Origin of the sequence: Streptomyces sp. NPDC005866 (genome assembly GCF_040629895.1) — a bacterium.
Classification (GTDB): Bacteria; Actinomycetota; Actinomycetes; order Streptomycetales; family Streptomycetaceae; genus Streptomyces.
The window spans coordinates 122,211-144,879 of the sequence record NZ_JBEXWP010000014.1 but is presented as its reverse complement, the minus strand read 5'-3'; the positions used below and the strand labels follow the sequence as shown (position 1 = coordinate 144,879).

Below are 22,669 nucleotides of genomic sequence, written 5' to 3'. Positions count from 1 at the left end.
GCCACACGCACCAGCCCCCGCTCCCCGGCATCGAACCGCACCGCCACTGACCTGCGGCCTGATCCAAACGACAGGCCCTAGTGGCGGACGGTGTGCGAACGATTCCCGTTCATCCGAACCAATGAGGGTGGCGCGGCGGTTGACAGACGGCCGCGCCACTGTTCTCAGGGAGCGACCGCGCGGCCGGTCTGCGTGGAGATCCGCCCGGAGCACAGTCCCGTGGCCGCAAGGGTCTGCGGGATGCGTGGATCGCGGCGAGCGTGTTGGCCGGCCACTCGTGCATGAGGATGATCCGGCCGCTGGTGAGCCGGGAGACGGCCTGCACGATCGCGTCGGTGCTCGCGTCGTTCCAGTCCTGCGAGTCGACGTCCCAGACAATCTCGGTCAGCCCGAAGCAGAATGCGAACGCCGCCCCGAGGGCCGGAACATGCCGCTGAGTGGAGCAATCACCGGTGCGTCGGGCGGCAGCCCGGCAGGCTGGGCGTCTTGTCGAGATTCGTATGCCAGGAGTCCCGGGTGAGGCACGACGGTCGCAACCCAGCACTGCCCGCGCCCCCCGCGTGGATGCGCTGGCTTCCGGTCCTGTACGTCGTGGGTGTACTGCTGGTCGAACCGGTCACCCCCGTGGACTGGCCGGTCAGCTTCGCGCTGATCGCCCTGCCCCTGGTGACCGCCTTCGCGCACCCGCCCGTCGTCGTCGCCGGCGCGACCGCCTTCGCCATCGGCTTCGAACTTTTACTGGCCGGAACCCCGTGCTGTGCAGGACGGTCCGTCGGCCTCATCTGGGAACGGCACTACGTGGCCGCGTACGCGTGTACGGCCCTGGTGGGCGCACTGGGCACGATCCTGGCAGCGCACCGGATCCGCCGGGAACGCACCCTGGCCGACGTCAGGTTCGTGGCCGAGATCGCGCAGCGCGTCCTGCTCAGACCGCTCCCGCACCGGATCGGGAACCTGGTGCTGGAGAGCTTCTACCTGTCCGCCGCCGCCGAGGCACGGATCGGCGGCGACCTCTTCGAGGCCGTGCCGACCGCGTACGGGGTACGGCTGCTCATCGGTGACGTGCGCGGCAAGGGGCTGCTGGCGGTGGAGACCGCGGCCACTCTGCTAGGCGCGTTCCGTGAGGCCGCGCACGACGAACCCGACCTGCACGCCCTGGTGGAGCGGCTGGATGTCAGCATGACGCGCCGAGCCGACCAGCTGGGCGGCAGCGAGACGGGCGAGCGGTTCGTCACGGCAGTCTTCGCCGAGATCCCCGAGGGCGAAAGGGTCGTCCGTGTCCTCAACTGCGGCCATCCGCCGCCGCTGCTCATCCGCCCCGGCGAGGTCCGCGAGCTGGACCGGGGGCGGCCGGGGCCGCCGCTGAACCTCGGCATGCTGGTAGGCGACCCCTACCGCGTCGACGCCTACCCCTTCGGCCCCGGCGACCAGCTGCTGCTCTACACGGACGGTGTCACCGAGACCCGCGACCCGGGCGGTTCCTTCTATCCCCTGCTTCAGCGGCTGCGCTCGTGGGGGCCGATGCCGCCCCAGGAGCTGCTGGAACGGCTCCATGAGGATCTGCTGGCCTACAGCCACGACCGGTTGCGGGACGACACGGCCGCGCTCACCGCCTTCCTGCTGCCCGAGGGAGCGGCCGATACGCCGGGCGGCGGCCACGACGATGCGGGCGCCGGGGCGTTCGGCGACCCGCTGCCGTGACGCGTGGTGTGAGGGTTCTGGGCCGGTCTCCACGAGGCACTGTGGGCCATCTCACGGGTGACTACACTCCGCCACCGTGAGTTACCACCACGCGTGTGACGTGCGGCGAAGGGCGGGGCGGTGCTGGGAGAACCCGGGGCCGGAGACAGGATCTCCGGCCGGTATGTTCTGCGGGAGGCCATCGGCCGGGGCGGCATGGGCGTCGTCTGGCGGGCCTGGGACGAGCGGTTGCGGCGGCTGGTCGCGGTCAAGTGCGCGCGCCTGGACGACCCCAGGGCCGCGCAGCGGCTGATGGGCGAGGCCCGCAACGCGGGGCGGCTGCACCATCCGAACATCGTGGGCGTCTTCGACTTCGTCGACGAGGGCGCCACCTGCTGGATCGTCATGGAGTACGTGCCCTCGCGCAGCCTCGCCCAGCTCATGGCCGAGAAAGGTCCCCTCTCCCCGGAGGACGTCGGCTCCATCGGGTGCCAGATGGCGGACGCGCTGGCGAAGTCGCATGCCGAGGGTGTGGTGCACGGCGATGTGACACCGGAGAACATCCTGGTCACCGCCGAAGGGGTCGCGCGCCTCACCGACTTCGGGATCTCCCGGGCCCTGTGGAGCGAAGCCACACAGAGCCTGACGGGCGGGGTGCGCGGCAAACCCCGCTATCTGGCGCCCGAGGTGGCCAGGGGGCGGCAACCCGGTGAGAAGGCCGACGTGTTCTCGCTGGGTGCCGCGCTGTTCGCGGCGGTCGAGGGCCGGTCGCCGTACGGGGAGGCCGAGCACCCCATGGCGTATGTCGCCCGGGCGATCGAGGGCCGTATCGAGACCGCGCGCCGGGCGGGTCCGCTGGCCCAACCGCTCGCCGCCCTGCTGGAGTTGGAGCCCCGGCACCGCCCGGACGCCGCACGGGCGCGCAAGCTCCTGCTGAAGGCGGCCGCCCCTCCCGGGCACCCGCACGACCGGCGCACCATCGACCTCACTCCGCTCACGCTGCGGCTGCCCCGCCCGGTACGCCGTCGCCGCCGCCCGCTGCTCGTCGCGGCCGTGGCCACGGTGGCCGCGGTCACGGCCGGGCTGATCCTGCTCGCCCCGTGGGACACCAAGGACGAGGGCGACAGAAGCACCGCCACCGACGCGAAGGCCCAGGCCGGAGTGCGGGCCGCCGGCACGATGGGCGAGGCCCGCACGGCCGACCCCTGCACACTGCTCGACGCGGCCTCCCTCAGCCGGTTCGGGGGTACCGAACTGGACCCGGACTACGGGGAGATCGACCGCTGCGACGTCCTCATGAAGAACAACGACGGCGACGACAACGCCGACGTCCAGGTCAATCTCGACGCGCACCAGGACAACTACGAGGGCGATCTCACCACCCGGGTCGTCGGGCACGTCACGGTCGTCGACCTCAAGCCGGACCAGGATTCCTGCGAGCGGGCCGTTCTGACCGCCGACCACCAGCAGATCCGGATCGTCGGGAAGAAGCTCGGCAAGATCGCGCCCCATCCCTGTGACCTGGCCGATGCCGCCACCGACCACGTCGTCGGCGTTCTGGACGACGGCCCGGTGCCCCGCCGCACCGCCCAGCCGGCCGCCGACTCCCTGGCCCGCGTCGACGCCTGCACCCTGCTCGGCGCGGACGGCCTCACACGCGTGCCCGGCGTCGACGTGGGCAACCGGGACCGTGGCTTCGGCGGGTGGGACTGCGACTGGTCCAGCGACGACGGCAACCGTGAGGTGGAGATCCAGTTCAGTCGCGACAACTCGCTCGACTCCGACGACGGGCATCCGGTGGAAGTCGCCGGAGCGCGCGGCTACTTCGTCGCGGACGAGGCCGAGGACGACAGCTGCACCGTACGGACCCCCCACCGCACGTACACGAACTCCGCCGGAGACCACACCGTGGAGCTGTTCCAGCTGACCGTGTACGCACCGCTGCCGGAGAAGAAGCTGTGCGAGGACGCCGAGGACCTCGCGGCGGTCGTCGTGGGGAACATCGCGAAGCGGCTCCCGGCGACGTGAGGGGACGCACACGACGTGGGCCGCGGGGCGGAACGGGCCGGCGCCGGACGCGGGAGCGAGGCCCGGACTACGGTACGGCGATCACGTCTCCGATGGTCGCCGACCGGGCCGCTGCCGTACAGATGACAGGGCCGCGCGCGAGCGCGTCGTCGGTCTGCCGAAAACTCACTGGACCGATCTTCATAGGTGATCCCTACCATATGACGGCAAGACAACCATGCGACCGGCCCGTAGGATGCGGGCCGGTCGGGGTCGCCGATGCCAGGGTCCGCTCCCCGGGCTGCGGTGATCTTCCTACCCAGGAGGACCTTCCGCATGTTCCGACGTATTGGCACTGCCGTCGTCCGGCATCCTGTCTGGACGATCGTGGCGTGGCTGATCGCGGCGGTGGCGATCGTGGCCACCGCCCCGAGCCTGCCCTCGAACAGCGACGAGAGCAGTTTCCTGCCCAAGAGTTACGAGTCCATCAAAGCGGCGAGTCTCCAGCAGAAGGCGTTCCCCAGCGCCTTCACGCCGTCCGCGATCGCGCTGTACCAGCGCACCGACGGCGGCAAGCTCAGCGCCGCCGATCTGAAGGACGTCGCCCGGATCACCACCGAACTGGGCGGCAAGCACATCGATCAGGTACAGAAGGTCGTCCCCGGCCCGCCGTCCAAGGACGGCAGGTACACCCTGACCCTGGTGCAGATGGACAGCAAGAAGGCGGGCCAGCCCGTACAGGCGGACGCGGCCAAGGCGTTGCGCGACGACGTCAAACAACTGGCCAAGGGCACCGACCTGGAGGTGAAGCTCGGCGGCTCGGCCGCGCAGGCCCTGGACCAGCAGGACTCGTCCAAGCGGGGTGCGGCGCTGATCGGCATCGGCACCTTCGTGATCATCCTGGTGACCCTGCTGATCATCTTCCGGGCGCCGATCCTGGCCTTCCTGCCCCTCGTGGTGATCGGCGTGGTGTCCGCGATCGCCAACGGGCTGATCGCGTACGCCACCAAGCTGTTCCACCTTCAGGCCAACAGTTCCGTCTCGTCGATCCTTATCGTCGTGCTCTTCGGCGTGGGCACGGACTACTTCCTGTTCCTGATGTTCCGTTACCGCGAACGCCTGCGCGCGGGTGACGAACCCAAGCAGGCCATGGTCAACGCGGTCGGCCGGGTCGGTGAGGCCATCGCCTCGGCGGCCGGCGCGGTCATCATCGCCTTCCTCGCGCTGGTGCTGTCCACGCTGGGCTTCCTGAAGCAGATGGGCCCGGCGCTGGCCATCGCGGTCTCGGTCACCCTGATCGCGGGTCTGACCCTGATCCCGGCCGTCGTCTCGCTCATCGGCCCGAAGGTGTTCTGGCCCTCCAAGTCCTGGCAGCAGGAGCCGGCCAACGCGCGTTTCGCGGCCCTGGGCCGTGGTGTGCAGCGCCGCCCGGCGCTGACCGCCGTGGTCTCCGGTCTCGTCCTGGTCGCGCTGTCGCTCGGCACGCTCGGTTACAAGGCCACGTTCGACCTGGCGTCGGGCTCGATGCCCAAGACCAAGGAGTCCATGGTCGTCCAGGACGAGATGCAGACGGCGTACTCGGCGGGTGCCGCCGCACCCACCGACGTCTATCTGTCCAGCACCGACGGCAGGCCGCTGGACACGTCCGCGTTCGGCGCTTACGCGTCGAAGCTGGGGGCCGTGGACGGTGTCGCGAGCGCCCGGATGACCCAGGTGAACAAGGCCGGCACCACGGCGGACTTCACCGTCACGCTCAAGTACGAGGCGTCCACGGGCAAGGCGATCGACGCCGTGGGCCGGGTGCGGGATGTCGCTCACGCCGGCGCTCCGGAGGGCGCCGAGGCGCTCGTCGGCGGCATGTCCTCGATCTACAAGGACATCGACTCCGCGGTCAACCACGACTACCGGACGGTGTTCCCCGTCGCCGCCCTGCTCATCATGGTGATCCTGGGGCTGCTGCTGCGCAGCGTGGTCGCTCCCTGGTACCTGATCGCCTCGGTGGGACTGGGCTTCGGTGCCACGCTCGGTGCGACGGTCTGGATCTTCCAGGAGGCGCAGAACAAACCCGGGCTGATGTTCATGCTTCCGGTGATCATGTATCTCTTCGTGGTCGCCATCGGCACGGACTACAACATTCTCATGATCGCCCGGCTTCGTGAGGAGGCCCGCGAGGGCCGTGACCCGCGAGAGGCGGCCGGGATGGCGCTGCGGCACGCCGGGCCGACGGTGGCCGCGGCCGGCTTCATCCTTGCGGCGACCTTCGCCACGATGATGCTGGCGGGCAACGCGCTGCTCACGGAGATGGGTTTCGCAGTCTCCTTCGGCATCGCGGTCGCCGCCTTCGTCATGGCGATGTTCTTCACCCCGAGCCTCACCGCGCTCATCGGTCACGCGGCCTGGTGGCCGGGCCACGCGGACCGGGCGGAGCCGGGGGCCGACGCCGGCTCCTCTCCCGCCACGGACGAGTACCAGGCCGCGGGGCGTCACGGCTAGCGGCGACGGGACCGGACGGGCGGGCGTCTGCCGGGCCTTGTGGTCCGGCAGACGCCTGCCCGCTCCACCAGGCCGGATTCGGTTCGCGTACGGGACTTCTCCGGGGGCAGTCGTAGAACCGACCCCGGTGCCCATCCCTCGTAGAGGCGGCTCATGGCCTTCTTCGCGATCTCCCGCACGCAGCCGTTGCGGCTCCTGTCGGCGACCGCTCTCGCTGCGGAACACGAGCAGCTCCTGACCGAGAACGCCCAGTTGCGGCAGGCCGTCACCTCGCATGCCGTCATCGACCAGGCCATCGGCGCTGTCGTCGCCTACGGGCGGATCCCCCCGGAGGAAGCCTGGCGGGTGCTGCGTGATGTGTCCCAGCGCACCAACACCAAGCTCCGCACCGTCGCCGAGCACGTCCTGAAGTACGCACAGGGCGCTTCCGTACCGGATTTGGAAGGGGCGGAGCTGCAGCGGGCGATCAACCGGTACCGGGCGTGCGCGGACACCGTCCGCGCGAACTCGACCGGTCCGGACCCCTCGTCGAGGTAGGCGTCCCGGACTCCGGGCTCGGGTCAGGCGCACGGTGTTGCGCAGTTCGCCGAGCCGGCTGACCCGGGTCGCGACCACATCGCCGTCGGCGAGGAAGAGGTGCGGCTCGCGGGCGCTGCCGATGCCGCTCGGTGTGCCGGTGAGGACCGCGTCCCCGGCGCCCAGGGTCATACGGTGGCTGAGTTCGGCGATGATCCAGGGGAAGGAGAAGGCCATCTGGCCGCTGGTCGCGTTCTGCAGCAGCCGGCCGTTGGCCTCGCACCGCACCCGCAGGCCGACGAGGTCGTCGATCTCGTCGGCCGTCGTCAGCCAGGGCCCGAGCGGCATGGTCGCGTCGATGCTCTTGCCCTTGAGCCACTGGCCGCCGTGCGCCCGCTGGAGATCGCGCTGGGAGACGTCGTTGGCGACGAGAAGGCCGAAGACGTGGTCCACGGCCTTCGCTTCGGGGATCGAGCGTCCGTCGCGGCCGATGACCAGCGCGATCTCGGCCTCGTAGTCCCATTGGGCGAAGAGGTCGGGGTCGTAGGCGATGTCGTCGGCCGGGCCGATGACCGTGTCGGGGCCCTTGGTGAAGAAGGTGGGATGCTCGGGCCGCCCGTCCGGGAGCTGTCCCTCGCGCCTGCCCTTCGACTCCTCGAAGTGGTCCCAGTAGTTCCAGCCGGTGCACAGGATGTCGCGGTTGAAGCGGTGCAGCGGGGATTCCAGGCGGACCTGGGGCGACGGCACGGTCCCGCCGGGTGCCGCCGTACGGGCCGCTTCGAGGGCTTCCTGGCCGCCGCGGACGATGTCGTCGGCGGTGCCGGTCTCCGTCGGCAGCACCATGACCGTCTGCTCGGATCCGTTCACGACGCCGGAGCGCCGGGCGCCGTCGACGGCCAGGGACGCGAGTTTCACGTCGCCCCTTTCGCTCTGTCGGGGTCCGGGCCCGCTGACGACAGGGCGCGTATTGACTGCATGACGGCCGTGAAAAGTACGAGACACACCTTCCTGGCACTATCACAATGCGGCGGGGGTGCGGTTCGTGGAGGCGGCCGAGGCGGCGTTGGTACGCGGGCGGGGTGTCGTCGGCTACTTCGGTGCCGCACCCACGCGCGGGTGAGGAGACCGACAGCCGCCCGCGCCGGCTCGCGGCGTCCGGTCGATACACGGTCGTACACGTGCCGCAGGGAGAGGAACGGGTGAGCGAGCCCTCGCCCGGGGAGTGGATCACCGCCCTCGCCGCGGCTCCTGCGGACGCGGGAACCGGCGGGAACGGGTCCCGGCAGCCGGAGCCGCCTCCGGGCCGTGCCGCCGAGCGCTGAGGACGCGGCTCGCGGCGGGCCGGCCACGGGAGCCGACCCGCCGCGCCGTGTTGACGGTCCTACGCCGCGAGGGCGTGGCCGGGATGCAGGACGACCTTGGTGTAGCCCTCGATCCGCTTGTCGAACTTCTCGTACGCGACGGGCGCCTCCTCCAGGGGCAGTTCGTGGGAGACCACGAAGCTGGGCTTGGCCCGCCCCGCGATGATCATGTCGCGCAGCTGGCGGTTGTACAGCTTCACGTTGCACTGACCGGTGCCCATCTGCTGGCCCTTTTCGAACATCCTGCCGATGGAGACCAGTAGCTGGCCGCGCTTGGCGTGCTCGTCGGGTGCGCCCGGGTCGGACGGGACGTACAGGCCCGGTACGCCGAGCATGCCGGTTGCCCGTACCGTCTCGACGAGGCTGTTGAGGACGACGGCGGGTTCCTCGTGGCTGGCGTCGTGCGACTGGGCCTGGTAACCGACGGCGTCGACGCCCTTGTCGGTGCCCTCGCCTCCGGTCTGTTCCTTGATCTGCTCGGCCGGGTCGCCCTTGGTGAAGTCGATCGGTATCGCACCGATCTCCTCGGCCTTGGCGAGCCTCTCGGGCACGCGGTCGACCGAGAACACCTTGGCCGCACCGCGCAGCAGCGCGGAGTACGCGGCCATCAGCCCGACCGGGCCGGCTCCGAAGACGGCGACGCTCTCGCCAGGACTCACCTTGGCGAGTTCGCAGCCGTGGTAGCCGGTCGGGAAGATGTCGGCGAGCAGGACGAAGTCGGTCTCGAATTCGTCGCCCGGCGGCAGCTTCAGACAGTTGAAGTCGGCGAACGGCACCCGCAGCAGCTCTGCCTGGCCGCCCGTGTACGGGCCCATGGCCACATAGCCGTAGGCTCCGCCGGCGAAGCCCGGATTGACCGTGAGGCAGAAGCCGGTCTTGCCGGCCAGACAGTTCTTGCAGAATCCGCAGGCGACGTTGAAGGGCATGACCACGCGGTCGCCCTTGGACAGCGAGACCACGCCGGAGCCGACCTCTTCGACTATGCCGAGGTTCTCGTGCCCGAAGACGATGCCCGGCTCGGCTGCGGTACGGCCCTCGTACATGTGCAGGTCGGATCCGCATATGGCGGTCGATGTGACCCGTACCAGCACGTCGTTCGGGTGCTGGATCTGCGGATCTTCGACTTCCCTGACAGCAACGCTGAAGGGCTTCTCGTAGACAACGGCTTTCACCTGGTTCACCTCCGCGTCGAACGCCGGGTGACGACGACGGACCTCACAGACCGAGGCTCTGGCCAGGAGAAACACACCGAGACAGAGCCCCCGGTTCATGCCGCAACCCTAGGCGCTCATGTTTCACCTTCGGATACTTCCAGAAAACGCCGCTCTGGCAGCCACTGCAACTTCCTGGGGCGGATCTTCAGCCCGAACCGTCGGAGACCGACCCGCAAAGCGGGCAGCCACCACGGTTCCAGCGTCTCGATGGCCCGGACCGCGCCGTGGCCCCTCGGGCGGGTCCAGCACCGCACCATGCGCCTGCCTCGCGCCGCCCGGGGCCGGGAGCGGCGCGGTGCGCCACCGGGCCGGTCCGCCGACGGCAGGACGGTGCAGGTGGTGCTCGGCCTCCCTGGAACGCCGCCTGCTGCTCGTCGGGGCGGATATGCGCGGGTGACGGAGGGCTGGCTGCCCCGGCCGTCCTCGGTCCCGGCCCTGTTGACGCGCGGGCGGTCCACCGCCGAGACGCTGCGCATCGCACCCGACGGAGACTGGCGGCCGCACCAGCCGCGGCCGCACGACGGCGTGGACGTCCCCGGCGACCACCATGCGGGGCTCCACTGGACGCCCCGGCCCCCCGTCCGCCCACGGCCTGTCCTGGCTCCCCGCATGAAGCAACCGAGGCCCCGCCAGGCCCCGGTGCCCCGGTCCGCTGTCTAGGGTGCGGCCATGGACGCCCGTACAACACCCCCTGCCCCGGCCGCCGTTGACCCCGCGGAGCTGGTCACCGTCCCGGCGGGCGAGACAGTGCTGCTGTCCCTGGCTGCGGCCCACCGCGACCCGCGCCGCTTCCCCGAGCCCGACCGGCTCGACATCGGCCGTGATGCCTCCGGTCACCTGGCCCTCGGCCACGGCATCCACTACTGCCTAGGCGCACCACTCGCCCGTCTGGAGACCGAGATCGCCCTCGCCGCGCTGCTGGAACTCCTCCCCGGTCTCGAGCTCGACGTCCCTGCAGACGAACTGCGCCGGCGCCCTTCGATGCGCACCCGCGGACTGCTCGGCCTGCCCATGCGGTACTGATCGGGGCCGCCGCCACCGAACTCAGCGCCACGCTCTTCCTGCTCGCCGGTACGGCCGCGCAGTCAGCGCTCGAAGAACGCGGCGAGGCTGTCAGGAAGCGGTGAGGCGCAGGTAGTCGAGGTTGACGCCGCCGGTCTCGCAGTAGACGGTGATCGTCTGTTCTCCGGCCCGGAGAGCGACGGGAACGTGCACCGACTGGTAGCTTCCCCAGCCGCCCGTGGACGGCACGGACGCCGTCGCCAGGGTCGTGCCGCTGTCCTCGCGGAGGGACACGGCGTTCGCCGCGGTGGCGCCCGTGCCGTTGGCGACGCGCAGTTCGAGATCGTACGAGCCGGTCTGCGGCGCCTCGACGCGGTACGTCAGCCAGTGGCCGGCGGCGGTCCAGCCCACGTTCCTGCCGCCGCTGGCGGCCGGGTTGCTCTCGATGAAGTTGCTGCCGTCGGCCGGCCAGCCGTGCTGGTCCGTGTAGGACTCGGCCTCGATCTTCTCGCCCACGGGTGTCGCGTGCGGGCGGACGGTCAGGTGCAGGGTCACCCTGTCGTGCGCCCTGCCGTCGGTGGCGTAGAAGGTCAGGTCATGCTCACCGGTGGCCGTCGGGCGGATCGTGACCAGGCCGGTCGCCGGGTCGAGGGTGACACCGTCGGGCAGCTCGGTGGCGTAGTAGGAGAGCCGGTCGCCGTCCGGGTCGGTGGCCTTCAACTGCGTCTGTGTGGTGCCGTACTGGTCGGCGACGACGTCGGCGGCCGGTGCGAGGACCGGGGCGTGGTTGCGGAAGCCCGTGGGGGCCTTGCCCTGCCACCGGTAGGTGGCGAAGGAGCCCGCCGGTACGGTCACGACGAACGTCTGGCCGCCGACGGCCATCCGGACCGTGCGGTCGGTGGCTGCGCCGTTGCCGAGGACGGCCACGTAACCGCCGTCGCGGGTCCGGTAGACCACATTGCTGACACCGTCTTCCGCGGCGCTGGACTCCAGGCGCACATCACCGGGTGAGAGGTACTTCGCGAACTGCCCGAGCTGATACAGCTCGTCGCGGACCGTGAAGTCCCGCGTGCCGGTGTTCACCGTGACCAGCCGGTCGGGCCACTTGGTGGTGGCCGCGACCTGGTCCCAGTCGATGTTGTTGTCCCTCGACGGCGTCCAGTGCAGGGTGCCGCCGTCCTGGTCCGTGGTCTGGGCCCACAGGATGTAGGAACCGGCGTCGAGTCGGAAGTCGTCGAGGACGGTCGTGGGCGACAGGTCGCTCGTCTCCGTGAGCTGGACCGGCTTTCCGGTCTCCTCGTAGGCGTCGCGCATGACGCGTGGGTCGCCCCAGTAGGGGTGGAAGGCGATGGCGTCCGCCGCCTTGCGCACCTGAGCGCCGGTCACCGAGCCGTCCGGGGCGTCCTCGAGGATGCGGTAGTAGTTCTTCGTCGCGGTGCTGTTGGGGTCGTGCCAGTCCCAGAAGTTGAAGTCATGCACATAGAGCTGGGTGCCCAGGTGGGCGGTACGGAGTTCACGCTTGATGGCCAGGGCCAGCTTCTGCTGCTGTGCGACGCTGATGTCCATGGCCGGGTAGACGACGTCCATGCCCGGCTCGTTCAGCAGGGTCAGCGCGTCGACGCGGATGCCCTGCCGGGCGTACGCCTGCACGAACTTGACGTAGTACCGGGCGAACACGCCGATGCAGTCGTCCCGCAACTTGCCGACCTGGTAGTAGTCCGTGCCGCTCCCGGGTTTGAGGGCGACCTCGCCGAGGAACCGGTTGTTCGTCTTCATCCAGGCCGGCGCGCTCCACGCCGACGCGAAGAACGTGGCGTGGGGGTTGTAGCGCCGGATCAGTTTGATCGTGTCGATGATGTGCAGGTCGAGGTCCCGCTGGATGGAGAAGTGCTTCAGGCCCAAGTCCTCGGTGACTCCGGCGGGCAGGTCGTCCTCCGACCAGAACGGGAGGTGCTCGATGAGGTCGGGGCTGCCGATCGTCAGCCGGAACCGGTCGAGTCCCGCGCCGTGCTCGGGGTCGACCAGCAGCCGGATGGCCTTCGTTCGCTCGGCGGGGGTGAGCTTCCACAGGTTGGACACGCTGGTCTCGTCCAGGGAGAAGCCGATGCCCGTGTACTGCTGCCGGAGGGCGCTGGGGTCGGCGACCACGGTGGCGTCGACGGGTCCGCCGGTGTCCGTGCCCGTCCTGACGATCGGCAGGGGCCGCCATGCCTGCACGCCGGCGGTGGAGTAGGTGCCGGTCACGACCTGGCCGTGCCCGGTGTGCCCGTCCGCGGCTCGGTCGGCCCGCGCGGTCGGGACCGCTCCGATGAGTGGCAGTGTCATGACAGCTACGGCCGAGATCGTGGTGAGCGTACGTCTCACAGCTGCTCCTGGGCTCTGGTGGATCGGGAGTTGTTGCCGTGCCGAACCAGGCGCGTGACCGCTGCGTCGCCAACGGCTCACAGGGAACGCCGACTTCAGATCCAAGCAATGTCCCCGATGTTAAGTCAAGGCGTGAAGAAAGGGATTCACGGTGAGCGGTGCTGGCGTCCGGCCGCGACCCATGTCGCCATGGCCCCGAGGGGGAGGCTGAACGCGGCGCCCGGTGCGACGGCGGCGGGCAGGGTGTCGGTGAGGCGGCGGCGGGTCGGCCGCCGGAGGGACGGTGTGGTCATCGGGCAGGCCTCCGGGCGGCGACGGGCGAGGGCTGCCAGCCGCGCAGCCGCAGGCTGTTGCTGACGACCAGCAGCGAGCTGACCGACATCGCGGCAGCCGCCAGCATCGGGTTGAGCAGGCCGACCATGGCGAGCGGCACGGTGACGACGTTGTAGCCGAAGGCCCAGACGAGGTTGGCACGGATCGTGCCCAGGGTGCGCCGGGCCAGCCGTACCGCGTCCGCCAGGGCCTCGATGTCACCGCGCACGAGGGTCACGTCGGCGGCGCCGATGGCCACGTCGGTGCCGGTGCCCATGGCGATGCCGAGGTCGGCGGAGGCTAGTGCGGCGGCGTCGTTCACGCCGTCGCCGATGACGGCGACCCGGTAGCCCTGCTCCTGGAGGTCTCGTACGAGGTCGGCCTTGTCCTCGGGGGCGCAGCGGGCGTGCACCTCGTCGATGCCCAGGGCCTTGGCGACGGCCTGGGCGGGTGCCTCCCGGTCGCCGGTGGCGAGCACGGGCCGTACGCCGAGCCGCCGCAGCCGGTCGACGGCCCGGTAGCTGCCGGATCGCACGACGTCCCCCACCTCGACGAGGGCCTCGGCGACACCGTCCACGAACACCAGCACCGGCGTGTACGCCGCGGCCTCGTCCACCGTCAGACCGGCGGGCAACTCGTCGTCGGGCGCGAGGACTTCGACCAGCCGTCCCTCGACCCGGCCGCGTACGCCCCGCCCCGGCAGCGCGCGGAACTCGTCGACCTCCGGGAGTGGTTGGCCCAGCTCGCGCCGGGCGTAGCCGGCAATGGCGTGTCCCAGGGGGTGCTCGGAAGCCCGCTCGACGGCTCCCGCCAGCCGCAGTGCCGCTTCCCGGCCGAGTCCGTCCGGTACGGCGGTGATCCGGGCTACGCTCATGTGGCCCGTGGTGAGGGTGCCGGTCTTGTCCAGGACGACGGCGTCGAGGTGCTGGAGCCCCTCCAGGGCCTGCGGGCCGGTGACGAGGATGCCGAGTTGGGCACCACGCCCGGTGGCGGCCAGCAGCGCGGTCGGTGTGGCGAGGCCCAGCGCGCAGGGGCAGGCCACGACCAGGACGGCGACGCACGCGGTGATCGCCGCCTGCGGATCGGCCCCGGCGCCGAGCCAGAACCCGAGCACCGTGACGGCCAGCGCCATCACGACGGGTACGAAGACGCCGGCGACCGAGTCCGCCAGCCGCTGCGCCTTCGCCTTGCCGGCCTGCGCCTCGGTCACCAGCCGGGTGATCCGGGCGAGTTGGGTGTCCGCACCGACCGCGGTGGCCCGGACGAGCAGCAGCCCGCCGGAGTTGACGGCCGCGCCGACCACCGCCGAGCCGGGCCCGACCTCGACCGGTTCGGTCTCCCCGGTGACCAGGGACAGGTCCACCGCCGAACTTCCCTGTGTCACCTCGCCGTCGGTGGCGATCCGCTCGCCGGGCCGTACGACGAAGACCTGCCCGACCCTCAACTCCTCGACGGCGACGAGCCGTTCGGAATCTCCCTCCCGTACGGCGACCGCCCTGGCCGCGAGCTGGGCCAGCGACCGCAGCGCCGCCCCGGTTCCGCACCGCGCCCGAGCCTCCAGGAACCGCCCGGCGAGCACGAACAGCGGTACGCCGACGGCCGCTTCGAGGTAGAGGTGCGCCACGCCGTCCGAGGCCGAGGGCACCAGGCTGAACGGCATCCGCATCCCGGGATCACCGGCGCCGCCGAGGAAGAGCGCGTACGCCGACCAGGAGAAGGACGCCACCACACCCAGCGACACCAGCGTGTCCATGGTGGCCGCGGAGTGCCGGAGGCCCCGTACGGCCCTGGCGTGGAACGGCCACGCCCCCCACACGGCGACCGGCGCGGCGAGCACGAAGCACAGCCATTGCCAGTTGCGGAACTGGAGCGCCGGCACCATCGACAGCATGAGCACCGGCAGCGCCAGCAACGCGGTGATCAGCAGCCGCTCGCGCTCCTGCCGGGCGCCCTCGGACTCCTGGTCCACGGCCTCCTCGCGCCGATCCTTCCTCGGCGGCTCGGGCAGGGCTGCCGTATACCCGGCCTTCTCGACCGCGGCGACGAGTTCGCCGGGGCTGATCTCGGGCGGATGGCTCACCCGGGCCCGCCCGGTGGCCAGATTGACGGCCGCCGTGACCCCGTCCAGCTTGCCGAGCTTCATCTCGACGCGCTTCACACAGGCCGCGCAGGTCATTCCGCCTACGGTCAGGTGGGTGGTCACTACGGTCACCACTGGTTCGGCACTCATCAGTTGCCTCCCCCGTGCATGTTCCCCATGTCGTCCGTGTCGTCGTCCGTCCCGCCCCCGTCGCCGGTGCCGGTGCCGGTGTGCGTGCCGCCGCCATCGCCGGAACTCGTGCCTGTGCCGGTGCCGTGCATGCCGGGTGCGACGGGTCCCGCGGAGGCCCCGACGGCGTATGACACCGTGAAGATCAGGGCCAGCATCAGGAGGAAGCCGCAGAGCGCGGGCGGCGGCACCAGCTTGCGCAGCGCCACCGCGCCCGAGCCGGAGGAGGAAGGCAGGGACTCGTCCATCACCGGGTCTCCAGATCGCGTTGTACGGCGTCGGTCGGATCGAGCCGTACCGCTTCAGTAGTCGGAGCGGACGGGGCCCGAGTTCCGTGGCAAACGTGTGACGGGCGCCGTTTGGGCGTAAGGCTGTTGCCGATGGGGCGTTGCCCTGCCGACGGGCCCCCGTCGGCAGGACGGCCCCTCACTCGCCCCGTGATCCTGTGCTCGACCGGCCGCGCACGACGGCGTACCCCGCCGCGGCCAGCCCCAGCACGCCCACGATCAGCCCGGCACTGCCGAGGCTCCGGGCCGTCGAGTCACTGCCGGCCGTGTTCGAGGTGGAGGTGCCGGCGTTCTTCGGGGCCGCGGACGAGGTGGCGACGGCGCTGCTGTCGGCGGCACCCTTCGCGGTCAGCTTGAGGACCGGCGCCGGGTTCGCCGGCTCGCCGCCACCGCTCTGGGCCTCCTCGATCCAGCGGACGGTCTTGCCGTCGGAGTACGTCTGGAGCGCCTTGAAGGTCAACTGGTCGGTGTCGTCGGGAAGCTGCCCGAAGGCGACGTCGAAGTCCTCGTAGGCCCCGGCCCCGATCTTCCCGCCGGTCCAGGTGATCTCGGAGACGGCGTCGGTGATGGTGCCGTCATCGGTCTTCACGGGCGTCTTGAGCTTGGTGTTGGTCACCTTGGCGGTCCAGCCGTCCTGCGGGGAGACGAGGACGCCGAGGACGGGGTGGTCGGTGGGCAGGAAGACCTGCACCTTGGTGGTGGAGGCCGTGGCCTCCTCGTCGGGCACGCGGAAAGTCAGCACACCGTCGGTGGCTCCCTTGGCGTAGCTCTCCGGGTGGACGGTGACATGCGCGGAGGCGACACCGGCGGCGGCGAGGACTCCGGCGGCGGTCAGGGCGGTGATGGCGCCGGCGCGGCGCAGGGCGGTACGTGTCGTGGACATGGGTGAGTGATCTCCGTGCTGAGGAAGGGATGTCGGGGTCTGACGGCGTACGACATCCCTGTCGGCGGCCCGCGCCGGTGCACGGCGTACCGCAGCCGCGTCGGCCGCGGCGACCGCGTCCCGTCGGCAGCCCGCACCATGGCCGGGCCCGGCGCCACCGGGCGGCCCCGCAGCCCGCGCTCCACCTGCCACCAGGCGGCGAGCCCCGGCACCAACGCGACCGCCCGCCGCAGCAGCGACCAGAGCGCGGCCTCTCCGCGCCGCAGCCACCACGTCAGCACCAGGGCCGCTCCGACGTGAGCGGCGGTGGCGTGCGGAGTCAGCGCGTGGGCTTGGGCATGGGCGTGTGGAGCCATCGTCATGCGCTGCATGCCCTGCAGGGTCATTCCGGCATGGGGCCGTACCGCGTCGAACACGAGATGCAGTCCGCCCTGCGCGGCCAGCGTCCCACCTCCGATGCCGGCCAGCGACCGCTCCCGGCCGCCCAGCAGACAGCCGCTCACGAAGACCGGCACGCCGCCGGCGACCTGCACCCACACCCGTGGGGCCCCGCCCATGGCCAGCACATGCGCCCCGACGGCGAGCAGCACGCACAGCACGGCGAACACCGCCGCGCGCAGGCTCCGTACCGGGAGGGACACACTCATGTCCGCCGATCTTGCCACGCGACCCGAGGGTCTCTCCCTCTGCCCTCGCATGACACCACCGCCCGAGTCCCACCTGGTCAACCTGCCTCCTCCATACGAGTCGGACGCGGGCACCGTTCAGTTCCCGGCTCTTGCGGAGGAATCGAGGCAACGGAAGCGGCCGAAGGAGCACAAGCGCACGCCCCCGCCGGTCGCGCCCCCGCATCCACCGGGGGACGGGCGTCCATCCGGCTCACGCGGGGTATCCCCCGGGCAGTCCCCCGCGACCGCCGACCCCCGACAGCGGCGCATCGCCATCCCACGCCCACGGAGGTGGAGCACCATGACCGACACCAGCGGACTTGAACCCGTCGCGACGTTCTGCGGCGAGTGCGACTGCGGCTGTCCCCAGCTCTTCGTCGACCCCAAAGCCCCCGCCGAACAGCGGATCGTCCTGACCGACGACTTCGGCCAGCGCGTCCAGATGAGCTTCGACCAGTTCTCCAACCTGGTCTCCGACGCGAAGGCCGGCAAGCTGGACGGCATCGCCCTGCCCTGACGCATGCGCCTGCGGCGCAGGACGTGGGGCGGGCCGGGAGGCGTCGAGGCTTCCCGGCCCGCCGGCGGTTCGCCGGCGCAACGTCAGCCACCCCCGGCCGGCCGGGCCGTCCACCTCTGTTCCACCTTCGCCACCTTCCAGTACGCCACGGCCGCCGCCCACACGCCCACGAACAGGCCGACGATGACATAGCCGACGTTGTCCAGGTCGAGGCCGGAGATCCAGCCCGTGACCGCGTCGCTCAGGCCGAGCTTGTCGTGCAGGACGCCGACCAGTTCGATGGTGCCGATGAAGAAGGCGACGGCGATCGACAGGCCGGTGATGGTGAGGTTGTAGAACACCTTGCGGACCGGGTTCGAGAAGGCCCACTGGTAGGCGAAGTTCATGAAGGTGCCGTCGAGGGTGTCGAACAGGCTCATACCGGCGGCGAAGAGCAGCGGCAGGCTGAGGACCGCGTACCAGGGCAGGCCCGCCGCCGCGCCCGAGCCGGCCATCACCATCAGCGTGACCTCGGTGGCGGTGTCGAAGCCGAGGCCGAAGAGGAAGCCGAGGGGGTACATCTGGCCGGGCCGGGTGATGGACTTGGTGAGCCGGCCGAGGACACGGTTCATGAAACCGCGGGAATCCAGGTGCTGTTCGAGCTCCGCCTCGTCGTACGTCCCGGCCCGCATCGCCCGGAACACCTTCAGGATGCCCAGCAGGGCCACGAGGTTGAGGGCGGCGATGATGTACAGGAAGGACCCGGAGACGGTCGTACCGATGACACCGAGCGTCTGGTGGGTGCGGGAGTCGTCGTTCATGAGCGTGCCCGCGAGCTGGGCGCCGCCCGCCACCAGCGCGGCCATCACCACCACCACGCTGGAGTGCCCGAGCGCGAACCAGAACCCGACCGACACCGGCCGCTTGCCGTCGGCCATCAGCTTGCGGGTGGTGTTGTCGATCGCGGCGATGTGGTCTGCGTCGAAGGCGTGCCGCATGCCGAGGGTGTAGGCGGTGATGCCGAGCCCGATGCCGAAGGCTTTGGAGCCGACCTCGTAGTGTCCGGGGACGACGAGAAGGAACAGGATGCCGAAGGCGAGGACATGCAGGGCGGCGATCACCGCCATCAGCCCCGCCGTCTTGACGGTGTCCTCGCGTCGCCAGCGGAAGGCGGCGGGCTTGGTCGCGGGCAGGGATGTCTTGGGCAGGGTCATTCGGTCACGCTCCAGCACCTCGTGGATCAACTCGTGAGATGCCGCGGCCGGTCTCCTGGCTTACGGGTCGTGCGTTCCCGCGCCCGCCTTCCCGGCCGTGATAAGACGGCCAGTGGCTGTCCCTTCCGGGACATGGGCGGGGAACTCCCCGATTCACAGTGGCGAGGGCCGCGCCGGCTTCGCACCGGCTTCCCGAACACCGCAGCCCGCCCACCCTAGAGGGGCCTGCACTCCCCTGCATAGCTGCGTAGGTGTGCAGGTATTGAAGATCACATACGGGCGCCTGCGAGGATGAGCTCATGCATCTCGTCCCGGCCGACCGTGCGGACCGCCGCACCATCGACGGCCACCGTGTCTGCGACGCGATCGCCGCCATCGGCGAGCCTGCCCACGTCCGCACCTGGGCCGACCGCTTCTCCCTGCTCGCCGACCCAGGACGCCTCGCCCTTCTGCTGGCCCTGCACCAGGCAGGACCTCTCGCCGTCTCCGACCTCGCCATCGCGACCGGCATGAACGACCCGGCCGTCTCCCAGGCCCTGCGCCTGCTGCGTGCCGCCGGCACCGTCGCGGGCGACAAGGAGGGCAGGGTGGTGCGCTACCGAGTCGTCGACCCGGTCGTCGCCGACCTGTTGAAACACTGCGCCGCCCACACCGACTGAGCGGCGAGACGGACGAGCCCGACGCCGTCCGGCGCTTGGCGCCGCAGTGGGCCATCACCGGCTGGTCACGCCCCGCGCCCCGCGCCACGGGTCAGCTTGCCGCCCTACGGCGGGCGCGGTGAGCGGCGACCGTGGTGCGGCTGGCGCAGGCATTGGAGCAGAACCGCCGGGCGCGGTTGCGGGAGTCGTCGACATAGAAGCGCTCGCAGCCGGCGGCGTGGCAGCGGCCGATGGTCACGGCCGGGTCGCCGCAGACGACGTGTGCGAGGGCGGCGGCGCAGCTGCGGCCGAGCCAGGTCACGGCGTCCTCGCCGTTCGGGGCGAAGTGCAGATGCGGCGAGCCCTCACCGTCGTGGTCGTCGACCCGGACCAGCGGTGGGTGTTGTTCGAGCAGGGCGTTGACGGGGCCGGTCGGCGCGCCCTGGGCGGCGGCCGCGACGGCGTCGCGCAGCCCGGGCAGGAACGTGGCGAGCCGGGCGCTGTCCGGTTCGCGGACCCGGTGCTGGCGGAACATCTCCTGGCGGAGTTCGCTGGGACCGTCGCCGTTGACGAATTCGACCGCGAGCCGGGTCAGGTTCCCGATGTAGTCGACGTAACGCACTTGACCACCTACCTACCGCGCCGGAAGGGTAGGCACCATGACTACTGATGCCGCCTACATGATGGACGGTGGACCCGCCCTCGCGCGAATGCTGCACCGTGCGGGCCGGTGGGACGAGGCGCTCGCGCTGTTGCCGGCGGAGGCGCCGGCGGAGCGGGCCGAGATCCTGGTGGACCGCTTCTGGTGGCGGCTGGAAGGAGCCGCGGCGGCCGAGGAGGCGGTGGGCGCGCTGCTGCCGTCCGACCCGGTGTTCGCCGGGTTCCTCGGCGCGCAAGTGCGCTATGCCCGGCTGTTGTTCGGTCTGGACCCGCTGCCCGAGGACCGGCGGCGGGCCCGCGAGGACTTCGCCGCCGCGGCGGCCGATGCGCGGCTGGCCGGCTGGGCCACGTTCTGGCTCGGCGTGCTCGCCGACAACGTCGACCAGGACCCCGCCACGGCCGTACCGGCCTACCAGCGGGCCCAGAAGCACGCCCTGGAGCAGGGTGACACGCTGCTGGAGTCGTACACCGCACGCCACCTCGGCGGGCACCTCCTGGAGCAGGACCGTGAACAGGGCATCGCCGGCCTGCGCCGCTCCTACCACCTGCGGGCAGCCCTCGGGGCCCGTCCGCAGACGGCAGCGGCGGCCCTCACCCTCGCGGGCGAGCTCCCGCCCGGATCCGAGGCGGACCAGCTCCGCGAGGCGGCCACGCTGACGGCCCGTGAGCTGCGGCTGACCTGGCTGCTCCACGCCCTCTGAGTCCGTGCGGGGAAACCGTCAGGCGCCCGGGCGGTTGACGTCCTCCCCGTACAGCGACCGACTCCGGGCCGCTCCGTGACCGGCGGTGGCCTACGCGGGCAGATGGCGCGTGAACCAGTCACCGGCCAGCCGGGCCACGCGCTCCAGGGTGCCGGGTTCCTCGAACAGGTGGGTCGCGCCGGGTATGACTTCGAGCCGGGTCTCGCCGGGCATCTCCCGCATCGCCGCCCGGTTCAGGCGCAGGACCTCCGGGTCCCGCTCACCGACGATGAGCAGGGTGGGCTGATGGACCGACGCCAGTGATCCTGCGGCCAGATCCGGCCGGCCGCCCCGGCTGACGACCGCACGGATCGCGTCCGGAAGCTCCGCGGCCGCGACCAGGGCGGCCGCGGCACCCGTACTCGCACCGAAGAGCCCGCGCCCGAGGTGCGCGGCGGGCCGGTACGACCGCAGCCAGTCGGCGAGGTCGATCAGGCGCGCGGCGAGGATGCCGATGTCGAAGCGGAGCCTCCCCGTGACCCTGTCGACGTTCTCCTCCTCCCGGGTGAGCAGGTCGGCGAGAACGGTGCCGATCCCGGCCGCCTGCAGTTCCCCGGCGACGAAGCGGTTGCGGGGGCTGTGCCTGCCGCTCCCACTGCCGTGCGCGAAGAGCACAACGCCCTTCGCGGGTTCCGGGACGGTCACATCGGCTTCGAGCAGCACACCCGCGGCGGATATCCGCACGCTCTCCACGACCGCGTTCACGGCGTCCTCCTGACTGTACGGACGTAGGACCGATCAGGACGGCTCTCCCCCATCGGGTACCCAGCGTTTCGGTCGATCGGGGATCTCCACCGCACGAGGAAGGGTGCGCGAAGCGGGACCGGGTACCCGGCCGCCACGGGAGAGCGCGTCGGACTCGACAGCGCCCCGGTGAGGAGCCGTTCCGACAAGGAGGAACAGATGAGCACGGTCAAGAAAGCCGTGGATGTCGCCGTCCCGGTCCACACGGCCTACAACCAATGGACCCAGTTCGAGGAATTCCCGAAGTTCATGGAGGGCGTCGAGGAGGTCAGGCAGCTCGACGACCGGCACAACCACTGGACCACGCGGATCGGCGGGATCCGGCGCGAGTTCGACACCGAGATCGTCGACCAGCTGCCGGACGACCGGATCACCTGGCGGGCGATCGAGGGTGACACCCAGCAGCGGGGATCCGTCCGGTTCGAGCCCCTGGACGAGACGCACACCCGGGTGGAGCTCACGATGGACGTCGAGCCCAGCGGTATGGCCGAGAAGGGTGCCGACGCGCTCGGCCTGATCGACCGCCGCGTCAACGGAGACCTCCACCGCTTCAAGGACTACATCGAGCAGCGCGGAGGCGAGACCGGGGCGTGGCGCGGTCGCATCCGCCCCGGCGACACCGGCGATCCCGGCTCGCTTCTCTGAAGGCTCTGACAGAAGCGGCGAACCCCGGCCCCGGGCCTCACGGCCCGGGGCCGGGGTTCGGGCGACCGGTCACTTCGCGCCGCCGCCCCCGCCGCCGAAGGAGCCGCTGGAGCCGGGCTGCCAGCGCGGGCGGTCCTGGTTGCCGCTGGGCCTGCTGGGGGCGTTGCTGAGCTGGTGCGGGGTGAGACGCTCACCCTCGCTCCCGGCCTGCGGCACCTCGTTCGGCTCACGCATCTCACGTTCCTCGCGCACCGGTCCCGTGCGGGGCGGCATGGGATGTTCCGAGCGCCGGGGCGGCGCGGGCTCCCGCCGTCGCACCCCGATGCCGAGCCGGACGGCCCATACCAGTGCGGCCGTGACGAGCAGACCGCACACGACGATCACTGTCATCCCCGCCACCGAACCGGCGGCGGCCAGTTGCTCAAGAGTCATGTCCATCTGCCCCGGGTACCCACAGCGAGGCGGCGAATGCCCAG

General features: G+C 71.1%; 20 protein-coding genes, 3 pseudogenes and 1 riboswitch. Of the genes and pseudogenes, 10 read left to right on the top strand and 13 right to left on the bottom strand.

Annotation, left to right across the window (positions count from 1 at the left end):
• Positions 1-167 precede the first annotated feature (167 nt).
• Positions 168-394: pseudogene (locus ABZ396_RS21970) on the bottom strand (polysaccharide deacetylase); the annotation flags it as partial.
• A gap of 122 nt (positions 395-516) precedes the next feature.
• On the opposite strand from ABZ396_RS21970, the gene ABZ396_RS21965 reads away from it, so the two are divergent.
• The 4 genes from ABZ396_RS21965 (at position 517) to ABZ396_RS21950 (ending at position 6,717) form a co-directional block, all read left to right on the top strand.
• Complete coding sequence (locus ABZ396_RS21965; RefSeq protein WP_358917973.1) at positions 517-1,701, top strand: PP2C family protein-serine/threonine phosphatase; 1,185 nt, start codon at positions 517-519, stop codon at positions 1,699-1,701.
• A gap of 120 nt (positions 1,702-1,821) precedes the next feature.
• Positions 1,822-3,708 (top strand): protein kinase, encoded by a 1,887-nt coding sequence (locus ABZ396_RS21960; protein WP_358917971.1) that lies wholly within the window; start codon positions 1,822-1,824, stop codon positions 3,706-3,708.
• Between the two features lie 315 nt (positions 3,709-4,023).
• Complete coding sequence (locus ABZ396_RS21955; protein ID WP_358917969.1) at positions 4,024-6,180, top strand: MMPL family transporter; 2,157 nt, start codon at positions 4,024-4,026, stop codon at positions 6,178-6,180.
• 153 nt (positions 6,181-6,333) lie between these two features.
• Positions 6,334-6,717, top strand: a complete 384-nt coding sequence (locus ABZ396_RS21950) for an ANTAR domain-containing protein (RefSeq protein ID WP_358917967.1) — start codon at positions 6,334-6,336, stop codon at positions 6,715-6,717.
• Positions 6,718-6,756: 39 nt separating this feature from the next.
• On the opposite strand, the pseudogene ABZ396_RS21945 reads toward ABZ396_RS21950, so the two are convergent.
• A pseudogene (locus ABZ396_RS21945) lies at positions 6,757-7,539 on the bottom strand (fumarylacetoacetate hydrolase family protein); the annotation flags it as partial.
• Positions 7,540-7,895: 356 nt separating this feature from the next.
• Between ABZ396_RS21945 and ABZ396_RS21940 the strand changes: the two are divergent.
• The gene (locus ABZ396_RS21940) at positions 7,896-8,018 is read left to right on the top strand and encodes a hypothetical protein (protein WP_358917966.1); all 123 of its coding nucleotides are present in this window, start codon (positions 7,896-7,898) and stop codon (positions 8,016-8,018) included.
• Positions 8,019-8,077: 59 nt separating this feature from the next.
• Here ABZ396_RS21940 and ABZ396_RS21935 read toward each other — a convergent pair whose 3' ends face one another.
• Positions 8,078-9,229: a glutathione-independent formaldehyde dehydrogenase gene (locus tag ABZ396_RS21935; protein ID WP_358917964.1), complete on the bottom strand. Its 1,152-nt coding sequence runs from the start codon at positions 9,227-9,229 to the stop codon at positions 8,078-8,080.
• A gap of 768 nt (positions 9,230-9,997) precedes the next feature.
• Here ABZ396_RS21935 and ABZ396_RS21930 point away from each other — a divergent pair.
• Positions 9,998-10,294, top strand: a pseudogene (locus ABZ396_RS21930) (cytochrome P450); the annotation flags it as partial.
• 90 nt (positions 10,295-10,384) lie between these two features.
• On the opposite strand, the gene ABZ396_RS21925 reads toward ABZ396_RS21930, so the two are convergent.
• The 6 genes from ABZ396_RS21925 to ABZ396_RS21900 form a co-directional block, all read right to left on the bottom strand.
• Positions 10,385-12,637 (bottom strand): carbohydrate-binding protein, encoded by a 2,253-nt coding sequence (locus tag ABZ396_RS21925; RefSeq protein WP_358917962.1) that lies wholly within the window; start codon positions 12,635-12,637, stop codon positions 10,385-10,387.
• Positions 12,638-12,783: 146 nt separating this feature from the next.
• Positions 12,784-12,930, bottom strand: coding sequence for a hypothetical protein (locus ABZ396_RS21920; protein WP_358917960.1), 147 nt, complete (start codon positions 12,928-12,930; stop codon positions 12,784-12,786).
• Positions 12,927-15,179: a heavy metal translocating P-type ATPase gene (locus ABZ396_RS21915; protein WP_358917958.1), complete on the bottom strand. Its 2,253-nt coding sequence runs from the start codon at positions 15,177-15,179 to the stop codon at positions 12,927-12,929. The genes ABZ396_RS21920 and ABZ396_RS21915 overlap by 4 nt, the downstream gene beginning before the upstream one ends.
• Positions 15,179-15,466 (bottom strand): hypothetical protein, encoded by a 288-nt coding sequence (locus ABZ396_RS21910; RefSeq protein ID WP_358917956.1) that lies wholly within the window; start codon positions 15,464-15,466, stop codon positions 15,179-15,181. The genes ABZ396_RS21915 and ABZ396_RS21910 overlap by 1 nt, the downstream gene beginning before the upstream one ends.
• Positions 15,467-15,644: 178 nt before the next feature.
• Positions 15,645-16,388, bottom strand: a complete 744-nt coding sequence (locus ABZ396_RS21905) for a YcnI family protein (protein WP_358917954.1) — start codon at positions 16,386-16,388, stop codon at positions 15,645-15,647.
• Complete coding sequence (locus ABZ396_RS21900) at positions 16,337-17,035, bottom strand: hypothetical protein (protein WP_358917952.1); 699 nt, start codon at positions 17,033-17,035, stop codon at positions 16,337-16,339. The genes ABZ396_RS21905 and ABZ396_RS21900 overlap by 52 nt, the downstream gene beginning before the upstream one ends.
• 322 nt (positions 17,036-17,357) lie before the next feature.
• Here ABZ396_RS21900 and ABZ396_RS21895 point away from each other — a divergent pair, with 322 nt between their 5' ends.
• Positions 17,358-17,573 (top strand): hypothetical protein, encoded by a 216-nt coding sequence (locus tag ABZ396_RS21895; protein WP_358917950.1) that lies wholly within the window; start codon positions 17,358-17,360, stop codon positions 17,571-17,573.
• An 83-nt stretch (positions 17,574-17,656) separates the two neighbouring features.
• Here the strand turns inward: ABZ396_RS21895 and ABZ396_RS21890 are convergent, their stop codons facing one another.
• Entirely contained in the window at positions 17,657-18,766 is a 1,110-nt protein-coding gene (locus ABZ396_RS21890) for a HoxN/HupN/NixA family nickel/cobalt transporter (protein WP_358917949.1), read from the bottom strand.
• Positions 18,767-18,793: 27 nt separating this feature from the next.
• Positions 18,794-18,985, bottom strand: a riboswitch (cobalamin riboswitch).
• A gap of 80 nt (positions 18,986-19,065) precedes the next feature.
• Here ABZ396_RS21890 and ABZ396_RS21885 point away from each other — a divergent pair.
• On the top strand, positions 19,066-19,425 hold the full coding sequence (locus tag ABZ396_RS21885; RefSeq protein ID WP_358917947.1) for a metalloregulator ArsR/SmtB family transcription factor: 360 nt from the start codon (positions 19,066-19,068) through the stop codon (positions 19,423-19,425).
• A 91-nt stretch (positions 19,426-19,516) separates the two neighbouring features.
• On the opposite strand, the gene ABZ396_RS21880 is transcribed toward ABZ396_RS21885, so the two are convergent.
• A complete protein-coding gene (locus ABZ396_RS21880) occupies positions 19,517-20,026 on the bottom strand; it encodes a CGNR zinc finger domain-containing protein (RefSeq protein WP_358917945.1) in 510 nt (169 codons plus the stop codon).
• Positions 20,027-20,063: 37 nt separating this feature from the next.
• On the opposite strand from ABZ396_RS21880, the gene ABZ396_RS21875 reads away from it, so the two are divergent.
• Positions 20,064-20,765 carry a hypothetical protein gene (locus ABZ396_RS21875; protein ID WP_358917943.1) on the top strand — a complete coding sequence of 234 codons (702 nt, stop codon included), beginning with the start codon at positions 20,064-20,066 and terminating at the stop codon, positions 20,763-20,765.
• 90 nt (positions 20,766-20,855) lie between these two features.
• Here the strand turns inward: ABZ396_RS21875 and ABZ396_RS21870 are convergent, their stop codons facing one another.
• A complete protein-coding gene (locus ABZ396_RS21870; protein ID WP_358917941.1) occupies positions 20,856-21,509 on the bottom strand; it encodes an alpha/beta hydrolase in 654 nt (217 codons plus the stop codon).
• Positions 21,510-21,707: 198 nt separating this feature from the next.
• Here ABZ396_RS21870 and ABZ396_RS21865 point away from each other — a divergent pair, with 198 nt between their 5' ends.
• Positions 21,708-22,193, top strand: a complete 486-nt coding sequence (locus ABZ396_RS21865) for an SRPBCC family protein (RefSeq protein ID WP_358917939.1) — start codon at positions 21,708-21,710, stop codon at positions 22,191-22,193.
• A gap of 69 nt (positions 22,194-22,262) precedes the next feature.
• On the opposite strand, the gene ABZ396_RS21860 is transcribed toward ABZ396_RS21865, so the two are convergent.
• Complete coding sequence (locus tag ABZ396_RS21860) at positions 22,263-22,631, bottom strand: DUF6479 family protein (RefSeq protein WP_358917938.1); 369 nt, start codon at positions 22,629-22,631, stop codon at positions 22,263-22,265.
• Between the last annotated feature and the right edge of the window lie 38 nt (positions 22,632-22,669).